This window comes from Desulfotomaculum sp. 1211_IL3151, from assembly GCF_036763075.1.
Taxonomy (GTDB): Bacteria; Bacillota; Desulfotomaculia; order Desulfotomaculales; family Desulfotomaculaceae; genus Desulfotomaculum.
Genome location: NZ_JBAIYV010000058.1, coordinates 79656 through 96679 on the forward strand (window position 1 = coordinate 79656; position 17024 = coordinate 96679).

Annotated in this window: 19 protein-coding genes; 1 reads left to right on the forward strand and 18 read right to left on the reverse strand. The window is 41.8% G+C overall.

The window, feature by feature from the left end:
• Positions 1 to 242 precede the first annotated feature (242 nt).
• From V6C11_RS16410 to metF, 10 genes are all read right to left on the reverse strand, one after another.
• Positions 243 to 1025: a metallophosphoesterase gene (locus V6C11_RS16410; RefSeq protein WP_333532331.1), complete on the reverse strand. Its 783-nt coding sequence runs from the start codon at positions 1023 to 1025 to the stop codon at positions 243 to 245.
• A gap of 56 nt (positions 1026 to 1081) precedes the next feature.
• A complete protein-coding gene (locus V6C11_RS16415; protein WP_333532272.1) occupies positions 1082 to 1294 on the reverse strand; it encodes a hypothetical protein in 213 nt (70 codons plus the stop codon).
• Positions 1295 to 1352: 58 nt separating this feature from the next.
• The gene (locus V6C11_RS16420) at positions 1353 to 1637 is read right to left on the reverse strand and encodes a hypothetical protein (protein WP_333532273.1); all 285 of its coding nucleotides are present in this window, start codon (positions 1635 to 1637) and stop codon (positions 1353 to 1355) included.
• Positions 1638 to 1708: 71 nt separating this feature from the next.
• Positions 1709 to 2212: a nucleoside recognition domain-containing protein gene (locus tag V6C11_RS16425; protein WP_333532274.1), complete on the reverse strand. Its 504-nt coding sequence runs from the start codon at positions 2210 to 2212 to the stop codon at positions 1709 to 1711.
• A gap of 38 nt (positions 2213 to 2250) precedes the next feature.
• Complete coding sequence (locus V6C11_RS16430) at positions 2251 to 2661, reverse strand: nucleoside recognition domain-containing protein (RefSeq protein WP_333532275.1); 411 nt, start codon at positions 2659 to 2661, stop codon at positions 2251 to 2253.
• Between the two features lie 143 nt (positions 2662 to 2804).
• Entirely contained in the window at positions 2805 to 4712 is a 1908-nt protein-coding gene (selB, locus tag V6C11_RS16435) for a selenocysteine-specific translation elongation factor (protein WP_333532276.1), read from the reverse strand.
• Entirely contained in the window at positions 4709 to 6136 is a 1428-nt protein-coding gene (gene selA, locus V6C11_RS16440; protein WP_333532277.1) for an L-seryl-tRNA(Sec) selenium transferase, read from the reverse strand. The genes selB and selA overlap by 4 nt, the downstream gene beginning before the upstream one ends.
• Positions 6137 to 6244: 108 nt before the next feature.
• Entirely contained in the window at positions 6245 to 6946 is a 702-nt protein-coding gene (locus V6C11_RS16445; RefSeq protein WP_333532278.1) for a FadR/GntR family transcriptional regulator, read from the reverse strand.
• Between the two features lie 150 nt (positions 6947 to 7096).
• A complete protein-coding gene (locus tag V6C11_RS16450; RefSeq protein WP_333532279.1) occupies positions 7097 to 7924 on the reverse strand; it encodes a nitrilase family protein in 828 nt (275 codons plus the stop codon).
• Positions 7925 to 8001: 77 nt separating this feature from the next.
• Positions 8002 to 8868: a methylenetetrahydrofolate reductase [NAD(P)H] gene (gene metF / locus V6C11_RS16455; protein ID WP_333532280.1), complete on the reverse strand. Its 867-nt coding sequence runs from the start codon at positions 8866 to 8868 to the stop codon at positions 8002 to 8004.
• Positions 8869 to 9057: 189 nt separating this feature from the next.
• Between metF and V6C11_RS16460 the strand changes: the two genes are divergently transcribed.
• On the forward strand, positions 9058 to 9549 hold the full coding sequence (locus V6C11_RS16460) for a rubrerythrin family protein (RefSeq protein ID WP_333532281.1): 492 nt from the start codon (positions 9058 to 9060) through the stop codon (positions 9547 to 9549).
• A gap of 40 nt (positions 9550 to 9589) precedes the next feature.
• Here the strand turns inward: V6C11_RS16460 and V6C11_RS16465 are convergent, their stop codons facing one another.
• The 8 genes from V6C11_RS16465 to V6C11_RS16500 all read right to left on the reverse strand — a co-directional run bounded on the left by V6C11_RS16465 (position 9590) and on the right by V6C11_RS16500 (position 16831).
• On the reverse strand, positions 9590 to 10429 hold the full coding sequence (locus V6C11_RS16465) for a menaquinone biosynthetic enzyme MqnA/MqnD family protein (RefSeq protein ID WP_333532282.1): 840 nt from the start codon (positions 10427 to 10429) through the stop codon (positions 9590 to 9592).
• A gap of 185 nt (positions 10430 to 10614) precedes the next feature.
• Positions 10615 to 11373 carry a hypothetical protein gene (locus V6C11_RS16470; RefSeq protein WP_333532283.1) on the reverse strand — a complete coding sequence of 253 codons (759 nt, stop codon included), beginning with the start codon at positions 11371 to 11373 and terminating at the stop codon, positions 10615 to 10617.
• Positions 11374 to 11544: 171 nt separating this feature from the next.
• Complete coding sequence (speD, locus tag V6C11_RS16475) at positions 11545 to 11928, reverse strand: adenosylmethionine decarboxylase (protein WP_333532284.1); 384 nt, start codon at positions 11926 to 11928, stop codon at positions 11545 to 11547.
• Positions 11929 to 12190: 262 nt separating this feature from the next.
• Positions 12191 to 14419, reverse strand: a complete 2229-nt coding sequence (locus V6C11_RS16480; protein ID WP_333532285.1) for a hypothetical protein — start codon at positions 14417 to 14419, stop codon at positions 12191 to 12193.
• Positions 14420 to 14452: 33 nt separating this feature from the next.
• Entirely contained in the window at positions 14453 to 15604 is a 1152-nt protein-coding gene (locus V6C11_RS16485; RefSeq protein ID WP_333532286.1) for a glycosyltransferase family 4 protein, read from the reverse strand.
• Between the two features lie 253 nt (positions 15605 to 15857).
• Positions 15858 to 16046: a ferredoxin gene (locus tag V6C11_RS16490; RefSeq protein WP_333532287.1), complete on the reverse strand. Its 189-nt coding sequence runs from the start codon at positions 16044 to 16046 to the stop codon at positions 15858 to 15860.
• Between the two features lie 74 nt (positions 16047 to 16120).
• Positions 16121 to 16516, reverse strand: coding sequence for an ATP-binding protein (locus V6C11_RS16495; RefSeq protein ID WP_333532288.1), 396 nt, complete (start codon positions 16514 to 16516; stop codon positions 16121 to 16123).
• 99 nt (positions 16517 to 16615) lie between these two features.
• Positions 16616 to 16831 carry a hypothetical protein gene (locus V6C11_RS16500; RefSeq protein ID WP_333532289.1) on the reverse strand — a complete coding sequence of 72 codons (216 nt, stop codon included), beginning with the start codon at positions 16829 to 16831 and terminating at the stop codon, positions 16616 to 16618.
• Positions 16832 to 17024: the final 193 nt, after the last annotated feature.

Here is a 17024-nt window from a genome sequence, read left to right on the forward strand (position 1 = left end):
AAGTCCAGGTTATCTTGGACTTTTTTGGTTTCTATGCATAACATAAAGATAAAGGAGGTCCCATTAATGGTTATCTGCCCTTATTGCCAAAAGGAAATAATAGTTAATCAGGACACCTGCCCCCACTGTGGGGTTACTCTTATTTATTTTTATTATTGTAACAGATGTAATGAGGAGTTTGCTGCCACTGGTACTTTAAAATTTTGTCCACTTTGTGATGCGGATTTATCTGATCAAATGAACTAATTTTTTGACACCAACTGTTCTTCCTTACTACCAGCCCTACTATAATACACCTTTTTGGCCCCAACCTGAACAAGCTGCCTTTCGGGATAGCGTAAGGCTGTTAGTTTTCCCCCCATGGCACAACCAGTATCAATATTAATGGTATTGCTTCTAAATATAGGCTCCTCTATGGGTGTGTGACCATAAACAATTAAAGCCTGACCACGATAATTCTTCGCCCAATCCCTGCGAATCGGTAATCCCTCAGGGGTAACTTCTCCAGTGGTATCCCCATAGAGGCAAAAGCTCATAATCCTTTTGTTAACCTGACCGATCATATTTGCCTTAATTCCGGCATGAACTGTCACCAGTTTGCCATCATCCAAAATTAAATATAAAGGGGCATTTTCATAAAAGGAGATAAATTCCCTTGAGAAAATTTCCTTTTCCGTAGCACAAAGGGCCATAAATTCCGCCACCGTTTTTTCCATGCCGTACTTGATCTGAACATTCCTGCCTAAAAGATACCGGTATAATTTGTTGCAATGGTTTCCAGGAACATATAACGCATGCTCCCGGTGGACCATTTCCATGACCAAACCAATACTGTCTAAACAACGGGGTCCCCGATCACCTAAATCACCTAAAAAAATTATTTTTCTTCCCTTGGGGTGAATAAAGCTCGGTCCTTTCCTGTGGTAGCCCAGTTCTTGCAAAAGTTCGCTTAATTCCTCCAGACACCCATGTACATCACCAATGATATCAAAGGGGCCCTTTTCATGTCTTTGATCAATTTCCAGATCAACACCCCCTTAAGCCAATCAATAATGCCACTACTGGCTAAGCGGACGTTTAATTAAAAGAAATCATCGTCATCGTCATCTTGTTCCAACCAATCGATAAGAGGGTTATATCCCAACATTCCCACTGTAGCTGTTTTGATTCCCATCACTGTCATACCCTTTCCCAACAATGATTTGCGATAATTTTCGGAACGACCCAATCCTAAAAAAGCAATACCACCCACAACACTTAACAATCGTTCGTTGGTATTCATATTACGACGCACGATTCTCACCTCCATATTTCTATTATGGGCGATGAGCTGCTATATCTATCGTCGTAAATTATGTCAAGATAGGAATATAATTGGTAATCTCTGCTTCCGAAAAACGCTTCATGGCCCGATATTCTTTAAAACTACAGTCCGTACAGGCTAGCAAGTGAACACAGCATTCCCCAGTGTACCCTTTATAACCATCTTCATATATTTCCTGATCCAAATACGCACTGTAGGGATCATAAAAATCCTGTACGAGACCTAAATCCAGTAAGTGTTCACCGCACTTCGGACAAATAATGGTTAAAGTAAAAAGCCCATTGCATAAAACACACAATTTATCCAAAAACATCACCCCATCTTTATTTACGTCTAGCTTTCCCTTGAAAATAATTTTCATAAAGAAGGGGAGAGTAAAATATTTTAACTTTTTTCGCAATGCGAACAATGAGGAACAATCAATTTCCCTGCCAAAAGCGGTTCAAGTTTTGCCAAACCACCCCAGCGGGAGAGAAAGAAGGTTACAACCAGGGCTAATAAAACTCGGCATCCCAGTATAATTGAACCATCGGCACCGATGGCAATAAAAAGGGCGGTATCTTCCACCACCGAGTGACAAAGAACTAAAAAAATATTAATTAAGAACAGATCCCGCCAGGATAAGTGTCCTTCCTTTACACTATCAATAATAACTCCTGCTCCATAGGCTAGACCAAAGGTTAAACCAATTAGAATGGGAAAAGCTCCTTCTTTGGGTAGTCTAAAAAAACGCATCGCCGGGGCCATCCATTTTGCTATTCTATCTAACAACTTCATATCCCGTGCGATTTCTAGAATAATCATCATCGGGAAAATAATCAAGGCCATTTGCAACACGTTTTTTAAACTTCCGGTCAAAGAGATTTTGATTATTTCTAACCAATCCATTTTCTTCTTCCTTCCTTCGTTATGGACCATCGCCATTTCTATAAAGTAATATTCAAAATGATGCCAGCAAATATCGCTACCGTAATGCGACCTAGGCCGATAATCCAGGGATTGATGCCTGATTTACCAGCCACTGCACACTCCACAGGCAAGGTATGGGAAAAAAGCAGCATCATGGCAATAATCGTAATCTCCCTGGGTTCTAAATGCAAAGAAGTAATGACCCCAATGGCCGCATACATGTTTAATACATTACCAATCACCAGTGCCAGTGAAGCCTCTCCTGGCAAACCTACATATTTCATAAAGGGGGCACAGAAATCTGCAATTTTACCTAACAGAGGGGTGAAACTTAAAACTGTTACAACCATATAAATCGGAACCACCACCTTGGAAAGCATCCAGGTGGTGGATAAGCCCTTATGAAAACCCCTTTTTAATGTATCCATTGTAACCATTCCGCCAATAACCTCACTGTCTTATTTCTTTAATGACTATTAAAATTCTCCAAATTAATTTCATTCCCTCCTCCGGGCATGAAGGTATCCATGGTATAAATTGTATAAAGGACAGCCTTTGCCGCCCTTATATTTTATACCAGTATCCGACTATCCCCTACCCGACGAGTGATTCTTTCACGATCCAGGAATTCTAATAATGGCAAAATATACTTCCGGGAAGTACCTAATAAATCACGGGTCTGGGCTACGGTAATTTCTTGATGATCCTTGATAAACTTAATAATTTTCTCCTTGGCCTCACGATATTTTTCAACCGGGAAGTAAAGTTCTTCGTCGCCTAATTTAAGCAATTTACCAGTACGCAGCAAATACTGTAAATATTCCTGGGCCTCTGCATCTTTGATGCGATATTTTTTTACCGCTTCAGCCCAGGACGGTGGTTGAAAATTACCCTCTTCAATGGTTGCCATGATGTTGTTTATCATTTTCTGATGACCATCCGCTAATTTGTCGCCAAATTCGGGGCTGGCCAAGGTCTTATCAAAGAGCTTAATGATACCATCTGCTGCCATTTCAGTAAGCAGGTATTGAAAATTTTTATTATTGATAGAGGAAAACTTTCTGGAGCGTAGTTCTTCCTTGGGATAACCTTCCCTTAAGGGAAATTCCCGATGATAGTTTATGATCATACTTTTAACTTCCTGACACCATTTCCGATAAACCGCTTGGGTTAGCAAAAGGTTCTTTTTATCTGTGGCTATAATTTTAATCCTTTGTTCTGCCACAAGTTTGGACAGATTTTCTTCAACTACCTGCTCGCTAAGCCCAGTTCCAGTCATTATCTCCTCCTGGTTCAGCAGAGCTTGCTTGGCCGCCACATATTGGTCGATTAACTCCTCCGGGGTTCCCTTTTCCTTGGTGGTAAGTTCCTCAATTACCTCCGGCCGATAACGTTTATGCTTTGGTGCATTGGGGTCAATGACTACTCCACCGGCAATGGTCCGCATCGGGGAATAGGAACGAATGACAAATCGGTCACCCTTGCCGGCAATGCCTTCCTGTTCTAGTTCCAGTTGAACATAGGCCTCTTGATTCGGTTCCAGTTCCTCCCGATCAAGTAGCCGAACCCTACCCAAAATCTCATCTGTTCCTAAATATAAACGAACTCTGGCACGATTTTTAAGGGGTTTTGCCGCACTCTCCAAGAGCAATAATTTGACATCCATGCGATGGGATGGTTCTACACTGTTGGGTGTTACCAGTACACTGCCCCGCTTTACATCATCCACTTCGATGTTGGTTAGATTTACCGCCGTGCGCTGCCCCGCCCGGGCCTGATCTACTTTTTTACCATGTACCTGAATGGAACGAACCCTTGAGACGAACCCCTGGGGCATAATTCCCACTGTATCACCGATCATTACCCGACCGGATTGCAAGGTGCCGGTAACCACTGTGCCAAAACCAGTCACCGAAAAAACCCGGTCGATGGGCAATCTTAATTTGCCACTGCTGATCCTTTCTTCCGTATCTTCTACAAACTTATCAATCACTTGAAGCAATTCAGGAATTCCTTGCTTTGTTAATGAAGATACGGGTATAATTGGTGCCTGGCTAAGAACGGTATTCATTAGATATTCCCTTATCTCCTCACTCACCAGGGCAAGCCATTCTTCATCCACCAAGTCCGTTTTCGTTAAGACCACAATACCTTTTTTTACCTGTAGCAGTTGAATAATATCCACATGTTCCTTGGTTTGGGGCATCACACCTTCATCTGCGGCAATCACCAGCATTACCAGATCAATGCCGCCAACCCCTGCCAGCATGTTTTTTATGAAGCGTTCATGCCCGGGAACATCCACTATGCCTGCCTGCTTACCACTGGGCAGCTTTAACTGGGCAAATCCCAACTCAATGGATATGCCCCTTTCCTGCTCTTCCTTTAAACGGTCTGTTTCAGTTCCCGTTAATGTTTTGATGAGCCGGGTTTTTCCGTGATCCACATGTCCTGCGGTACCAATAATAATGTGTTTCAAGACCGGATCACCTCCCCATAATTTATTACATAAGCCAATATTTCAGCCAGCATATCAATTTCTTCCGGTTGAACCGTACGCAAATCGATCTGATATTTGCCATCCCTTACCCTGGCAACCACCGCTGGTTCTGCCAGACGTAACTTTACCGCAAGCTCATCTACCGTCATTAATTCCGGCAAAAGGGCCAATAAATAAGTCGGCATTTCAGCCGTGGGCATGGAACCACCGCCAACCTGGGAGTACCCTTTGATAACCTCTAGAGATACCTTTGCTTGCACGAGGGAACGAACTTTGAACTCCAATTCCTTTGCCCGGACCCGTATTTTTTCCTGGGATTCGGTAAGCATGCGAAGGGTAGGAATATTTGTTAATACATTTTCCTCATCCAAATACTCCCTCAGGGTGGCTTCCAGTGCCGCAACCGTAAACTTATTGATGCGTACTGCCCGGGTCAAAGGATTTTTCTTCATTTTTTCAACCCAATGTCTTTTGCCCACAATGATTCCGGCCTGGGGTCCCCCCAGAAGTTTATCCCCGGAGAAGGTAACAATATCGGCCCCAGCCGCAACTGTTTCTTGAACACTGGGCTCCTTAGGTAAGCCATACTTCGCTAAATCTACTAAAAAACCACTGCCCAGATCAGACATAACCGGAATGTTCGTTGCTTGTCCAATTTGCACCAATTCCTCCACGGTGGTTTCTCTGGTAAAACCAACAATGCGGTAATTACTTGTATGAACATGCAGCAGCAAAGCAGTATTTTCCGATACACCGTTTTGATAATCCCCGGGGTGAGTTTTATTGGTGGCACCTACCTCCACCAAGGTTGCCCCACTTTGTTCCATAACCTCAGGAATGCGAAAGGAGCCGCCAATTTCCACCAACTGTCCCCTGGAGACGATAACTTCTTTTCCTTTGGCCATGGTGCCCAGAGCCAGTAAGACTGCCGCCGCATTGTTATTTACCACCAGTGCTGCCTCCGCTCCGGTAAGTCGGGTCAATAGTTCCTCCACAGGCTCATAGCGGGAGCCTCTTTTGCCGGATTCTAGATTGATTTCTAAATTACAAAAGGAAGAGGAAACAGCAGTTACAGTATCTCTGGCACTTTCTGACATGAGCGCCCGGCCTAGATTAGTATGTAGTACCACTCCACTGGCGTTAATAACCCGCCTTAGGTTGGGCCTGGTTTTTTCTTTTATCAAAGCAACGGCTTTTTGCAGAACCCTATCATGGACTGTCCCAGGTTCAAAAATCTGACCCTCTAAGATAGCTTTTCTAATTAAAGCCGTGGAATTGCGGATAGATTCGACCACCACTGACCTTGGGGTGGTCTGCAAAAGTCTTGTCATATCCCTATGTAATAATATTTGGTCAACTTTAGGCAATTCTCTTAGTAAAGACTTATCGCTATGCGGTTCCATACAATTCCTCCGTTACTATTTCTTTGTTCATTATAGGGCACCCCTCATATAAAATGCAAGAAACCCAGCATTAGCTGGGTTTCACATTTTCTCACTTATTAATAATCCCTATCCCTTCATAAATCCTTTTTCAGCATTATCTAAATTTATGAACATTGTTGCTCTAGCCTTGTGCGGATCACCTTTTTTTATGGCCTCAAATATATTTTTATGCTCCTCAAATAACCTAGCAGGTGTACCAGGGGTTTTGTATAGTTTTTCGCGAACCGTAAACATCTCTTTTTTCATTGTCTCTGAAATGGAACTCATCAGCTTGATCAATAAGGAATTGTGTGCCGCCGCGCAGATAGCATAGTGAAACCTAATATCGGAAGCATCTCCCAAATTACCCTTTTTTATATCATTTTCCATCTCATCCAAGGCCAATTGAATCATTTGCATATCTTCTTCGGTTCTTCTCTGGGCAGCTAAAGCAGCGGCCTCTACCTCAACGATTTTCCTCAGTTCTAATAACTCGGCGATGCTGTTTTTGCCGGTTAAGACGGCTAAGGAAATGATATCCGTCATGGATTTTGAGCCCATTTCACGCACAAAGGTACCCTCACCTGGTTTTATTTCAATAACCCCAATTGCTTCTAAGGAACGATAGGCTTCTCTAACCGCCGAACGGCCCACCTGAAGCTTTTCAGCCAATTCACGTTCCGGCAGCAATTTATCCCCAGGACTAAGGTCGCCATGAACAATCATTTGTTTAACTTGTTCTACGATTTCTTCATATATTTTCTTAGTTTTGATGGGCTTAAAATCCATTGTCGACACTCCAATATTCTATTTAATTAGTTAAAATATTGTTACAATACAATTATAGCATAAAACCTCCCCTGGACGTGAAGCTTCTTGTCCTGGTATTAAGGTTTTTTAATGTTTTATTTTAAGTCTGCTGCAAAGGGTAAGTAAAAGCTAATCCATTAAACCTTTATAAATTTCCGGTCTTCTGCTGGCAAGGAAAAAGCTATTGGCCATCGATGAGGATTTCCTTTCCCGAATGGCATTTATCTTTGAACAATCTAAAACTTTTACCAGCATGGATTGTTTACCCCCGAAATCCTCTGCTAAAACATTGCCCTTTGGGTCAATGATCATTGACCCACCGCAAAATTGACGACCATTACCGTCATCCCCCACTAAATTACAGGTGGCCACGAAAACAGAATTATCATAGGCTCTGGCAGCCAGATATTTTAGCCAGATAGCTTTGCGATCTCCCACAATGGTTGGAGAAGCATGGGGTGTAAAAATAATTTCTGCTCCTTGTAAAGAGAGCATCGTTGTTACTTCCGGAAAGTGAGTATCCCAACAAATTTGTATCCCAAGGATGGCCTTATCCGTGACAAAATGTTCAATGCTATTGCCAGCTTGATAGTAAGGCTGTTCACTGGTTCCCAGGTGGGTTTTGCGGTAGTAATCAACATTTTGACCCGGTTTAATCACCACTTGGGTAATAAAGGGCTTATTCCCTTGGTTTCTTTCTGCCATCCCGGCCAGAATCGTGATGTTATTTTTATAAGCTAACTCTTTTAGATAACAAACGGCCTCCCCTTCAAGTGTTTCCAGCAAATGGTCTGGCATCTGCCGACCATATCCTTGAATGCACATTTCAGGGAAACATATAATATCCACCTCATTTATTGCTGCTTCCTTAATAAAACTTTCCATTGTGGTTAAATTTTTTCGAATATCGCCAAAGGTTGCCTGCATTTGAACCAAGGCAATTTTGGTATCTTCCAAATATAGTCCTCCCTTTCGCATCGGCCATGGGCCATGGCCTAAATATACCAATACCGCGTCATCAGACGCGGTATTCATTAGGCTCGCCCTACATTTTTTAGTATTTCAGTAATCTGCTGGGGTTTATTCATGGTGTATAGGTGCACACCATCTACTCCGCTGTCCAATAGATCCCGAACCTGTTCACTGGCGTATTCAAGACCAGCCTTCTCCATATCCTCAGGATTTTCACCATATTTATCAACTATTATTAAAAGCTTCGCTGGCATCGACGCCCCACATAAAGAAATAATTCTTTTAACCTGTTTGGCATTCAGCACAGGCATGACCCCGGCTACCACCGGGCAATTAATATTCATCCTGCGGGCATTTTCTATAAAATTATAGAAAACCCGATTATCAAAATAAAGCTGAGTTATTAGAAAATCAACGCCTTGATCTACTTTAAACTTAAGCCAGTTCAGGTCGTCATTGAGACGACGACAATGTGCATGTCCCTCCGGGTAAGCTGCTGCTGCCACACAGGTATTGCCTTTATTTTTTATATGCCTCACAAGATCCGAGGCATACTTAAAGTCAGAATCTGAGAAGTCATAATTTTGGACATCCGCCGGTGGGTCACCCCTTAGGGCTAGGATATTTTCGATGTTTTCCTGTTGTAACCCTTCTAAAATTTGATCAATCTCATTCACTGTCTGCCCCACACAAGTTAGGTGGGCCAGGGTTTCCACGTTATAGCGGTTTTTAATCGTTGAGGCAATTTCCTTTGTTCGATCGCGGTTACTGCCACCAGCACCATATGTCACACTAATAAAATCAGGATTAAGCTTGATTAACCCCTCTAGGGTTTGATAAATGGTTTCCACAGGTGCAGTGATTTTTGGTGGAAATATTTCAAAGGAGATAACAGGTTTTTTTTGTTGGAACAGATTCGAGATTTTCATGTATACCACCTTGTCTATTTCAAAATACTACAGTCTATTATAACTTCTTCTGCCAAAAGGGGAAAGATGATTTCCTAAATCTTACATCCTTCTTAACTATTTGCCAATAACCTTGTTAATATTCGTCTGATTTATTATACTACGATGTGTAAATGATAAAACTATCCATATAAATAAGGGGGAAATAATATGAGTACAGAAAACAACCTAAAGGCTGCCTTTGCCGGCGAGTCCCAGGCAAATCGTAAATACTCAGCTTTTGCTGCAAAGGCTGAGCAGGAAGGCTATCCCGGGGTGGCCAAACTTTTTAGAGCAGCATCCGAAGCGGAAGCCATTCACGCCCTCAGCGAATTAAAGGCTCTGGGAGGAGTAAAAACCACTGCGGAGAATCTGAAAGAAGCCATCGAGGGTGAAACCTATGAGTTTACTGAAATGTACCCGGATTTCATTAAAACTGCTGAAACAGAAGAAAATAACCTTGCCAAGCGATCCTTCCACTTGGCTAATGAAGCCGAAAAGGTACACGCTGATTTGTACAAGGAAGCCTTGGCATTGCTAGAGAGCAAAGAAAATGTTGATTACTACCTCTGTCCTGTATGTGGCTATATACATAAACACAATGCACCAGAAAAATGCCCCATCTGTGGTGCAAAAGACAGTGCTTTTAAGAACATTGGGTAAAATTAATTAAAGCGAGATGTCAATCATTCATCTCGCTTTGTTACTCACCCCATATAGCCAACCTTACCCTTTCCTCAATAAGACCACTTTTATAGCAATAATCATAAAAAGTTAACAATGCTTTTTTATGATTCTCTGTAAACCCATTTTCAATGACCTGGTAATATTCCTCCAAAATATCCGTAGGCAGACCACTTCTACGACGACTTTTCTCCAGTACGGATATTAAACTAGCGTTCACATACTGTTTGGACTCTACTAATTGATTATGGAGGATACCGACTACCTCTTGATTTTCCCTGGCAAAGTCCCTGCGAATGACCCAAAGGGTATACACCATCGGTTCACCGGTAAACTGCTTCCAAATTTCCCCCAAGTCTGTAACATGATAGGGTAAGTTCTCTTGCCTTACTCTTAAATATGCCCTTAAGGCATCATCACCAATTAATAAAACACCATCTCCATTAGTCATCATCCTATCTAAATCGGGCTGCATGGTAATAAAATTGGCTTCTAAATGGTAATAGTGATCAAAAAGCACCTTCAGTAAAGCCGTTGAAGTAGCCGAAGAGTCTGTTAGGCAGACCTTCTTGCCTTCCAATTCCATAACGGGTATTTTACTAAACAAAAGGGCGTTTTTTACCGGCCCATCTCCACTAACGGATAGATCGGGCAGTATCATGCATTGATCCATATTTCTGGCATATTCTATGGATGAAATAGAAGCAATATCCAATTGTCCTGCCAAAAACATTTTATTCAGAACAGCTGGTGATCCTTTAATCAATTTGCCATCAAAGGCCAGAAGGCCCTCTTCCAAGGCATGAAAGACCGGTAGAGCATTTAGATATTCCACCTGTCCAAACCTTATTTTGGCCACTAAAAACCCTCCCCAAGAACTGTACACATAATTCAACTGGTCAAATTTAAAATATTATTTGTGCTATCGACTTAACAATTTCAGTTCAATATTTATCTATATTCAAAAACTATCATTCAATGACACTTAGAACATCAAGAAAGGACCCGCACAGAATTAACGAGGGAGTTTTACAGAAAAACTATTTAGACTACTTTACGAGCCATTCCATCATTTAGCTGTATCCTTTGCAGGAGATGTTCAAAAATAATTTTTTCGGACTGATTTGGAAGTTTATCCAATCGTAATTTGGCCTGGTTATAATGGGTTAATATATCATACGATTTTCCCTGACTTAAACCGTACACCATCCCTAAATTAAGTCCGAATTCATATAGCAACATCTGGTCTTCCCTCGGTGCACCTACCACATCCCCAGCAATACTTGCAGCCCCTGCCAGCAATTCTGCCACTTCCAGACGTGTAACTTCACTAACTATCTGATTATTTAAACGATTTTGGTTAACTTTTTTTAATATGCCGCCCTCATGAATATAGCCAATAATCTCGGCTAAGGGTTGAAGATATTTTAGCAACCCAGCATCACATAGGGTAGTGAAAAATTTTCCGTATAAATAATCCCCTACTAATACAGGAAACTGGGTCCCATCCTTAGGATCAATCGTATGGGACTGGACAACCGTTTCTGGAATTTGCTTATGAATTTGTGAGGCCATAAAAATAAACTGCACGATTGCCCCTAGGGAAAGCAGTTTAGGTGATCTGCAGTTGTATAACCTTCCAACAGTAAGTACCACCGCCGGATGAATGAAATTGTCCATGGGGGAAAATTCCAAATGGGCATAGTCGCCCACGTGCCCGGCTTTTATTAATAATTGACCTTTAATTTTATGATGAATCGTTTGGATATCTTCCTGGAGACATACTAAAACGTCGCCTGACATGAACAAAACCCCCTCTTTGGCGGATACAAATAAGTTATTCGTTAATAAATCTGAATTTCCTCTTTTAAGTATTTGGAAAAAGCGTATAAAAAACTGACGAGCCTCGCTTCATCAAAAGGATGAGCTAGACTCGTCAGGTCGTGCTACTCTTGGTACTAATAAATATCCCTCCTATGAGTTTACGGCCACCAAATGCGGCGCCATACCAGGCAGGATTCCTCTCTTAGTCTCCTGAGCAGCCATATCCTTTGCACCAAATTCTCTGGTCAAGAAATTGCATGCATCCCAGGGATTCACTGAATCACCACAGGTAAAGACATCAACTGCGGCATAGCCTAATTCAGGCCAGGTATGAATAGCCAGGTGGCTTTCACTAATTACTACTACTCCACTAACTCCCTGAGGGCTAAATTTATGGAAAACATACTCGCGGACCTCAGCCCCCGATTCCAGTGCTGCGTTAACCATTATTTCCTCAACCCTTTTAACATTATTGAGGACTTCAAAATCACAGCCATAGATTTCAGCCAAGACATGGCGGCCCAATGGTTTCATTATAGTTATCCTCCTCCATTTCCTTAATTAAAATGTTGGAATTAACCAGCCCAAATCATAATAATGTAGGGCTGGTCAATTCCAACCAAAATCAATTTTAGCATAAACAATTTCCTTGTCAATAAAATCTTGCAGAAAAACCGCCTTTAATTGTCAAATATATTAGTTTGCTACAAAATTCACGTATTTACCTTATTTACCATCCGTTCTTATTTCGTGTATTGGTTTTGCTCTGTCTAATTACCTTTTACATTATATTAGGTCATTTAACAATATGTTTATGTTTATTCTTTTGTTCCGATAACACTAAGTAAACCAGGGGCGGTGCACCAAAAATCATGGTAGTTGCTGCAGCCACCACACCTGAGTCATTAAAGGCAAAGGCAACCAGGGCACCCGTAATTACCCCGATAAAGCCCTTAAATAAATAAGGATACTCAACCCTTAAATTTTTAACCACACCTTGGGGACGATAGAATAGCAAAGCCAGTATGCCCAAGCTGGCAAGCAGAACCCTACTCCAGACCGTGTAGCGTAGGAGTTTCATATTCATGGACCATTTTCGCTGGATGACTTGCAGTGCATGGTTAGGATCTTGCAGCAGTAAAGCCGCTGTGGTTCCCATATGGGAGCGCAAATCCACCGGGCGACTGAGATCAAAGGCAATAAAACCTGTTACAGACAATACTACTAGACAGCCAACCAGCACAACCGTAGTAAAACGAAAGCGCACCCCTATCAATAGGAGAAAGGTTACTAACAATCCCGCAGTAGCAGCAATGGTACCTCCCACGTTCGTACCTAGGTTCGGTGCCGCCATTGCATAAATGGTAAAAAGATAAAAAAAACCACTTAATATGATTAGGGTTCTTCTGTATTTTTCCAAATATTGTATTGCTGCAGTCGTACCAATAATTAAGGAACCGATTAAAACACCCATATATTCATTGCCAATGCCATAGAATCTTGCCCCAACAATGGGGTCGTAGCCAAGTACAGATTGTTTTAATAAAAAAGAAGCATTTAGCAAATCTGCTAATATCGTTCCGGCCGTAGCAAGACAAATAAATATGAAGGGGTCTATGCCAATCTTTCGTTGCAATAAAATAGCTATCCCAGAAAAGGCCAAAGTTAGTATAACCAGTTGCACTGCCATAACCGTAACTGAAATTTTTGGTAACAAGGGCATCATAAGCTCCACTAAGGGTACAGACATAACCAAAAGCAAGAAAGGCTTAATCACTTCGGCCATATGTTTTTTAAGAAAAATTCCATATAAGCCCATAAGTAGTACGATAAGCTGGAGAAAAACATAGGCAGACTGCAAGGGTGGCCTGGCCTGGTAGGTGGTAACCAAGCCCTTGTTTAAATCTAACAAATAATCCAAGCTATTCCCAGTAAAGTGTGCCTGGGAAGACATAAAGGGACGTCCAGACATTTCTGGTACCGGTTGAACACCTAAGGACCGGAGGATCGTTGGTGCAATATCCGTGTTCATGATGATACCATCCCGCTTCGTGGTGCCAGATGTTAATAATGTGCCAGGTTCCCATTTAGGTCCCAGAGCAATGATCGGTGTCAAGCTTATATTTCCTTTAACAGCCTCAGTGGTTGGGGTAGGCGTCACAACGATTAGGGCTTCCTTGCTGAAATCCATACTGCTGGCCAATTTTCCCACAAACTGATCTATTCTTTCCTTTGCCTCCTGGCGCTGTCTTTGGTATGCTTGCTCTGTTGCCTTATCTCGTTCCTCATATAACCGGGTCAGGTCACCGGTTTCAACCACAATAAGAGCTGCCTTTTCCCGATATTCTTTTATTTTAGCCAGAACCTTGACAAAATCAGTTCGATAAGAACCGATATTTTCTTGATGCTGTAATAAGATTGATCGATCCACTGTCCCCATATCCGTAACCCCTAATTCATTCATGGATATGGTGGTTATTAGCCTACGCTCCGTTCCGATTGTATCACTGTTACCTACAACTGCGGTTTTTTTGCCGGCATCATTAATTGCCTGACCCAGTGCCCCCGGAATTGCCGGATGTCTTAACTCCCCATTAGTCCTTATTAATTTGCCGATGGCAAGTTGAACTACTGAATCTTCTGGGGCATGTAAACCCGTACGCAGAAAATATTCATCCCCTGCGCTTAGATCAGAAAATTTTTCTTCTATATTAAAACCATTAATAACTTCCCCGTTTCCAACTAGGTGAGCGCCCCCACCGATGGTTGAATAGGTATGTTCGGAATAAATACCTGCTCCGGTATTGTTATTTAATAAACCTAAGGCACCCTGATTAGCCAAAGCCTTGAGATTGGCTAGCCCTTCCGCTTCGTAGTCCTGTATAGTAAGTTTGTCAATAACCACTAACACAACTCTTTCCACCGTTTCCTCGTTTGCATCGGCTGAGGCAAAATTTACAGGTCCCAGTGTACATAAACAGAATAAGATACTGGCAATAACTTTATGCCAGAAAGAGTAAACCAATTAAATCCCCCCAACAAAATCTCTACCCATCATTTAACGATCAACGGAAATATTTTTATCCAATAAAAGTTGGCTGTATAAATCCAAGGTTTTCTGTACCATTAAGGTAATGGTAAATTTATCATTTACATGCTTTAGACCATTTTTGCCCATGCGCGACAAGAGTTCTCTTTCTCCCAACAAGCCTGCCAAGGCCACGGCCAGGGCCTCGGGATCCTTTGGTGATACCACTAGACCCGTTTTACCTTCTAAAATTGCTTCAGGAACACCGCCCACTCGGGTGGCAACAACTGGTTTGGCAGCGGCCATTGCTTCCAATATGGCTAAAGGCAATCCTTCTGTGACAGAGGGCAACACAAAAATATCCAATACAGCATAAATCTCTTCAATATTTTCTCTCATTCCAGCAAAAATCGCCCGGTTGCCTAGCCCAAGCTCCAAGGCCTCCTCTTCCAGTTGTTGGCGCAGCGGACCATCTCCTACTATTAATAAAGTAATATTATATTCTTTAAGGAGAGAGGCAGCCTTTAGCAAATAAGCAACACCCTTTTGAGGGGCCAGGCGGGCAATGGTTCCAATCACTACACCGGAAGGGGGTAGCTTTAATTCTTTTTTGATTTCTTCCTTATCGAATTCTTGGTTGAATTTTTCTATTTCTATTCCATTATAAATGGTGGTTAATCGACTTAGCGATATTTCCTCTTTTTCCACCAGCTCTTGTTTTAAAGCATCCGAAACCGTGATAATTCGATCCGTAAAACGGGCCAAGATCTTTTCTACCGTTGCATAAATTTTTTTCTTCCAACCAGGCCATTCCTCATAAAATATACTATTATGAGCAGTAAAAACAATCACTGGGGTTCTGGCAATTATGCCTGCTATACGACCAACAAGTGCAGCCTTTGAGCTATGGGCATGCATTATTGTGGTACGGGACTGGTGCAAATATTTAACTAATGTACGAATGACAGCATAGTCCTTTGACAGTGATATTTCCCCGGCCAAGGGAATCGGAATAAGATTAACCCCCATTTGGTATAGTTCATCCCACAATGCTGTACTAGGTGGACAAGCCACTGTTATTGAAAACTTATTTTTATCGGTATGGCGAATCAAATTTATCAGGTGATTTTTCATGCCACCTGCTGCGGGCCTTATAATATGGAGAATCTTTATTTTATTCAACGGTTTCCACCCCTGCAATTGTATATCTTTTCCAAATAAAACCCTCTATATGCATCCAACCAGTATTCGCCACCTCTAATTAAAACACCTGCAAGCGTGAGCCTTAGATTTTCTACTCGGATAATAGCTTTCTATTATCCTTGTTCGGCTGGTGCCGACCAGCGGCATGAGAGTCTTATACTGAAAAATGGTCATGACCAAAAAAAGAAGTGCCGCTTACTACTTAAGTAGTTTTGCGACACTCCCTGGGTGGTTAGTCTACTCTTATGGCATCGGTGGGGCAACTTTCAGCAGCTTCCTTCGCCGAGTCTTCTTGACCATCTGGAATTTCATCGACAATTGCATAGGCCTTTTCTTCGTCATTCCAATCAAATACCTCAGGACAAGTGTCGATACATGCACCACAGCTAATGCATAGATCTTGATCAACAGATGCCTTCATAGTAACACCTCCATTATTTTGACAATAATATTTTGACTGCCAATATCGGTAATTATTCCCGATAGATAGAAAAATTAACCATGAATTAATGCCGGCAGACAACGTGTACAGGTCCAGACACTTTCACCCTTCATCCTAGTGGGTAGTAAAGCCCGATCGTGATCTTCACTGCCGCAGCGGTGGCACTTAATTTCTACCCCTGGTGGTAACCCTGAACCTTGTTTATTTCTGCTCTTTAGATGTTCTTCAACAGCGTGATGGTCAAAATCCACAGCATCCCGCTCTTCTAAGGATAATGCCCCGGTGGGACAAGTCCCCAAACAAAAGCCCGCACCATCACATAGTTCTTCCTTTAAAACCTTGGCCTTGCCAGCAACCAGTTCAATGGCTCCCTCTGCACAGGGAGAAACACATTGACCGCAACCATTGCATAATTCTTCATCGATTTTAACAATTTTTCGGATAGCCATATTTCTTCTCCTCATTTTTTTATAGATTTTGCCCCAATAAAATTAAATTAATCCTATTGTATCCGTAATTAACCAAAAAGGGTGTAATTTTCATCACACTTAATAATGATCCCGCTCCGTATCCAACCTTTTTTCCTCATTTAGACCAATGGTTGAAAATAACTCTTTAAATTTCAGAAAATCTTCCAATCGCATTACTTCTGTATTCGAATAAAAGACTCTCCCCAAATTATTTACCGCACCCCAGGTAACCTTAACAATGTCACGATCAAACCCCTTGGTTGTTTTGGTCTTGATAAACAGTTTAACAGACATTTATTCACCCACTTATTCGTTAACTGATTATATTCATTATAAAATTAAACAAGCATATAGGAAAGTATGTAACTTTCCTATATGCAAATCTGTGTTACTTCTGGCATTCAGAGCACATTTGATCGGAGTTATCAGAAACAGAGCTGCTAGAGCTAGAACACTCACTTGAATTTGAACAACTGGATGTCAATTG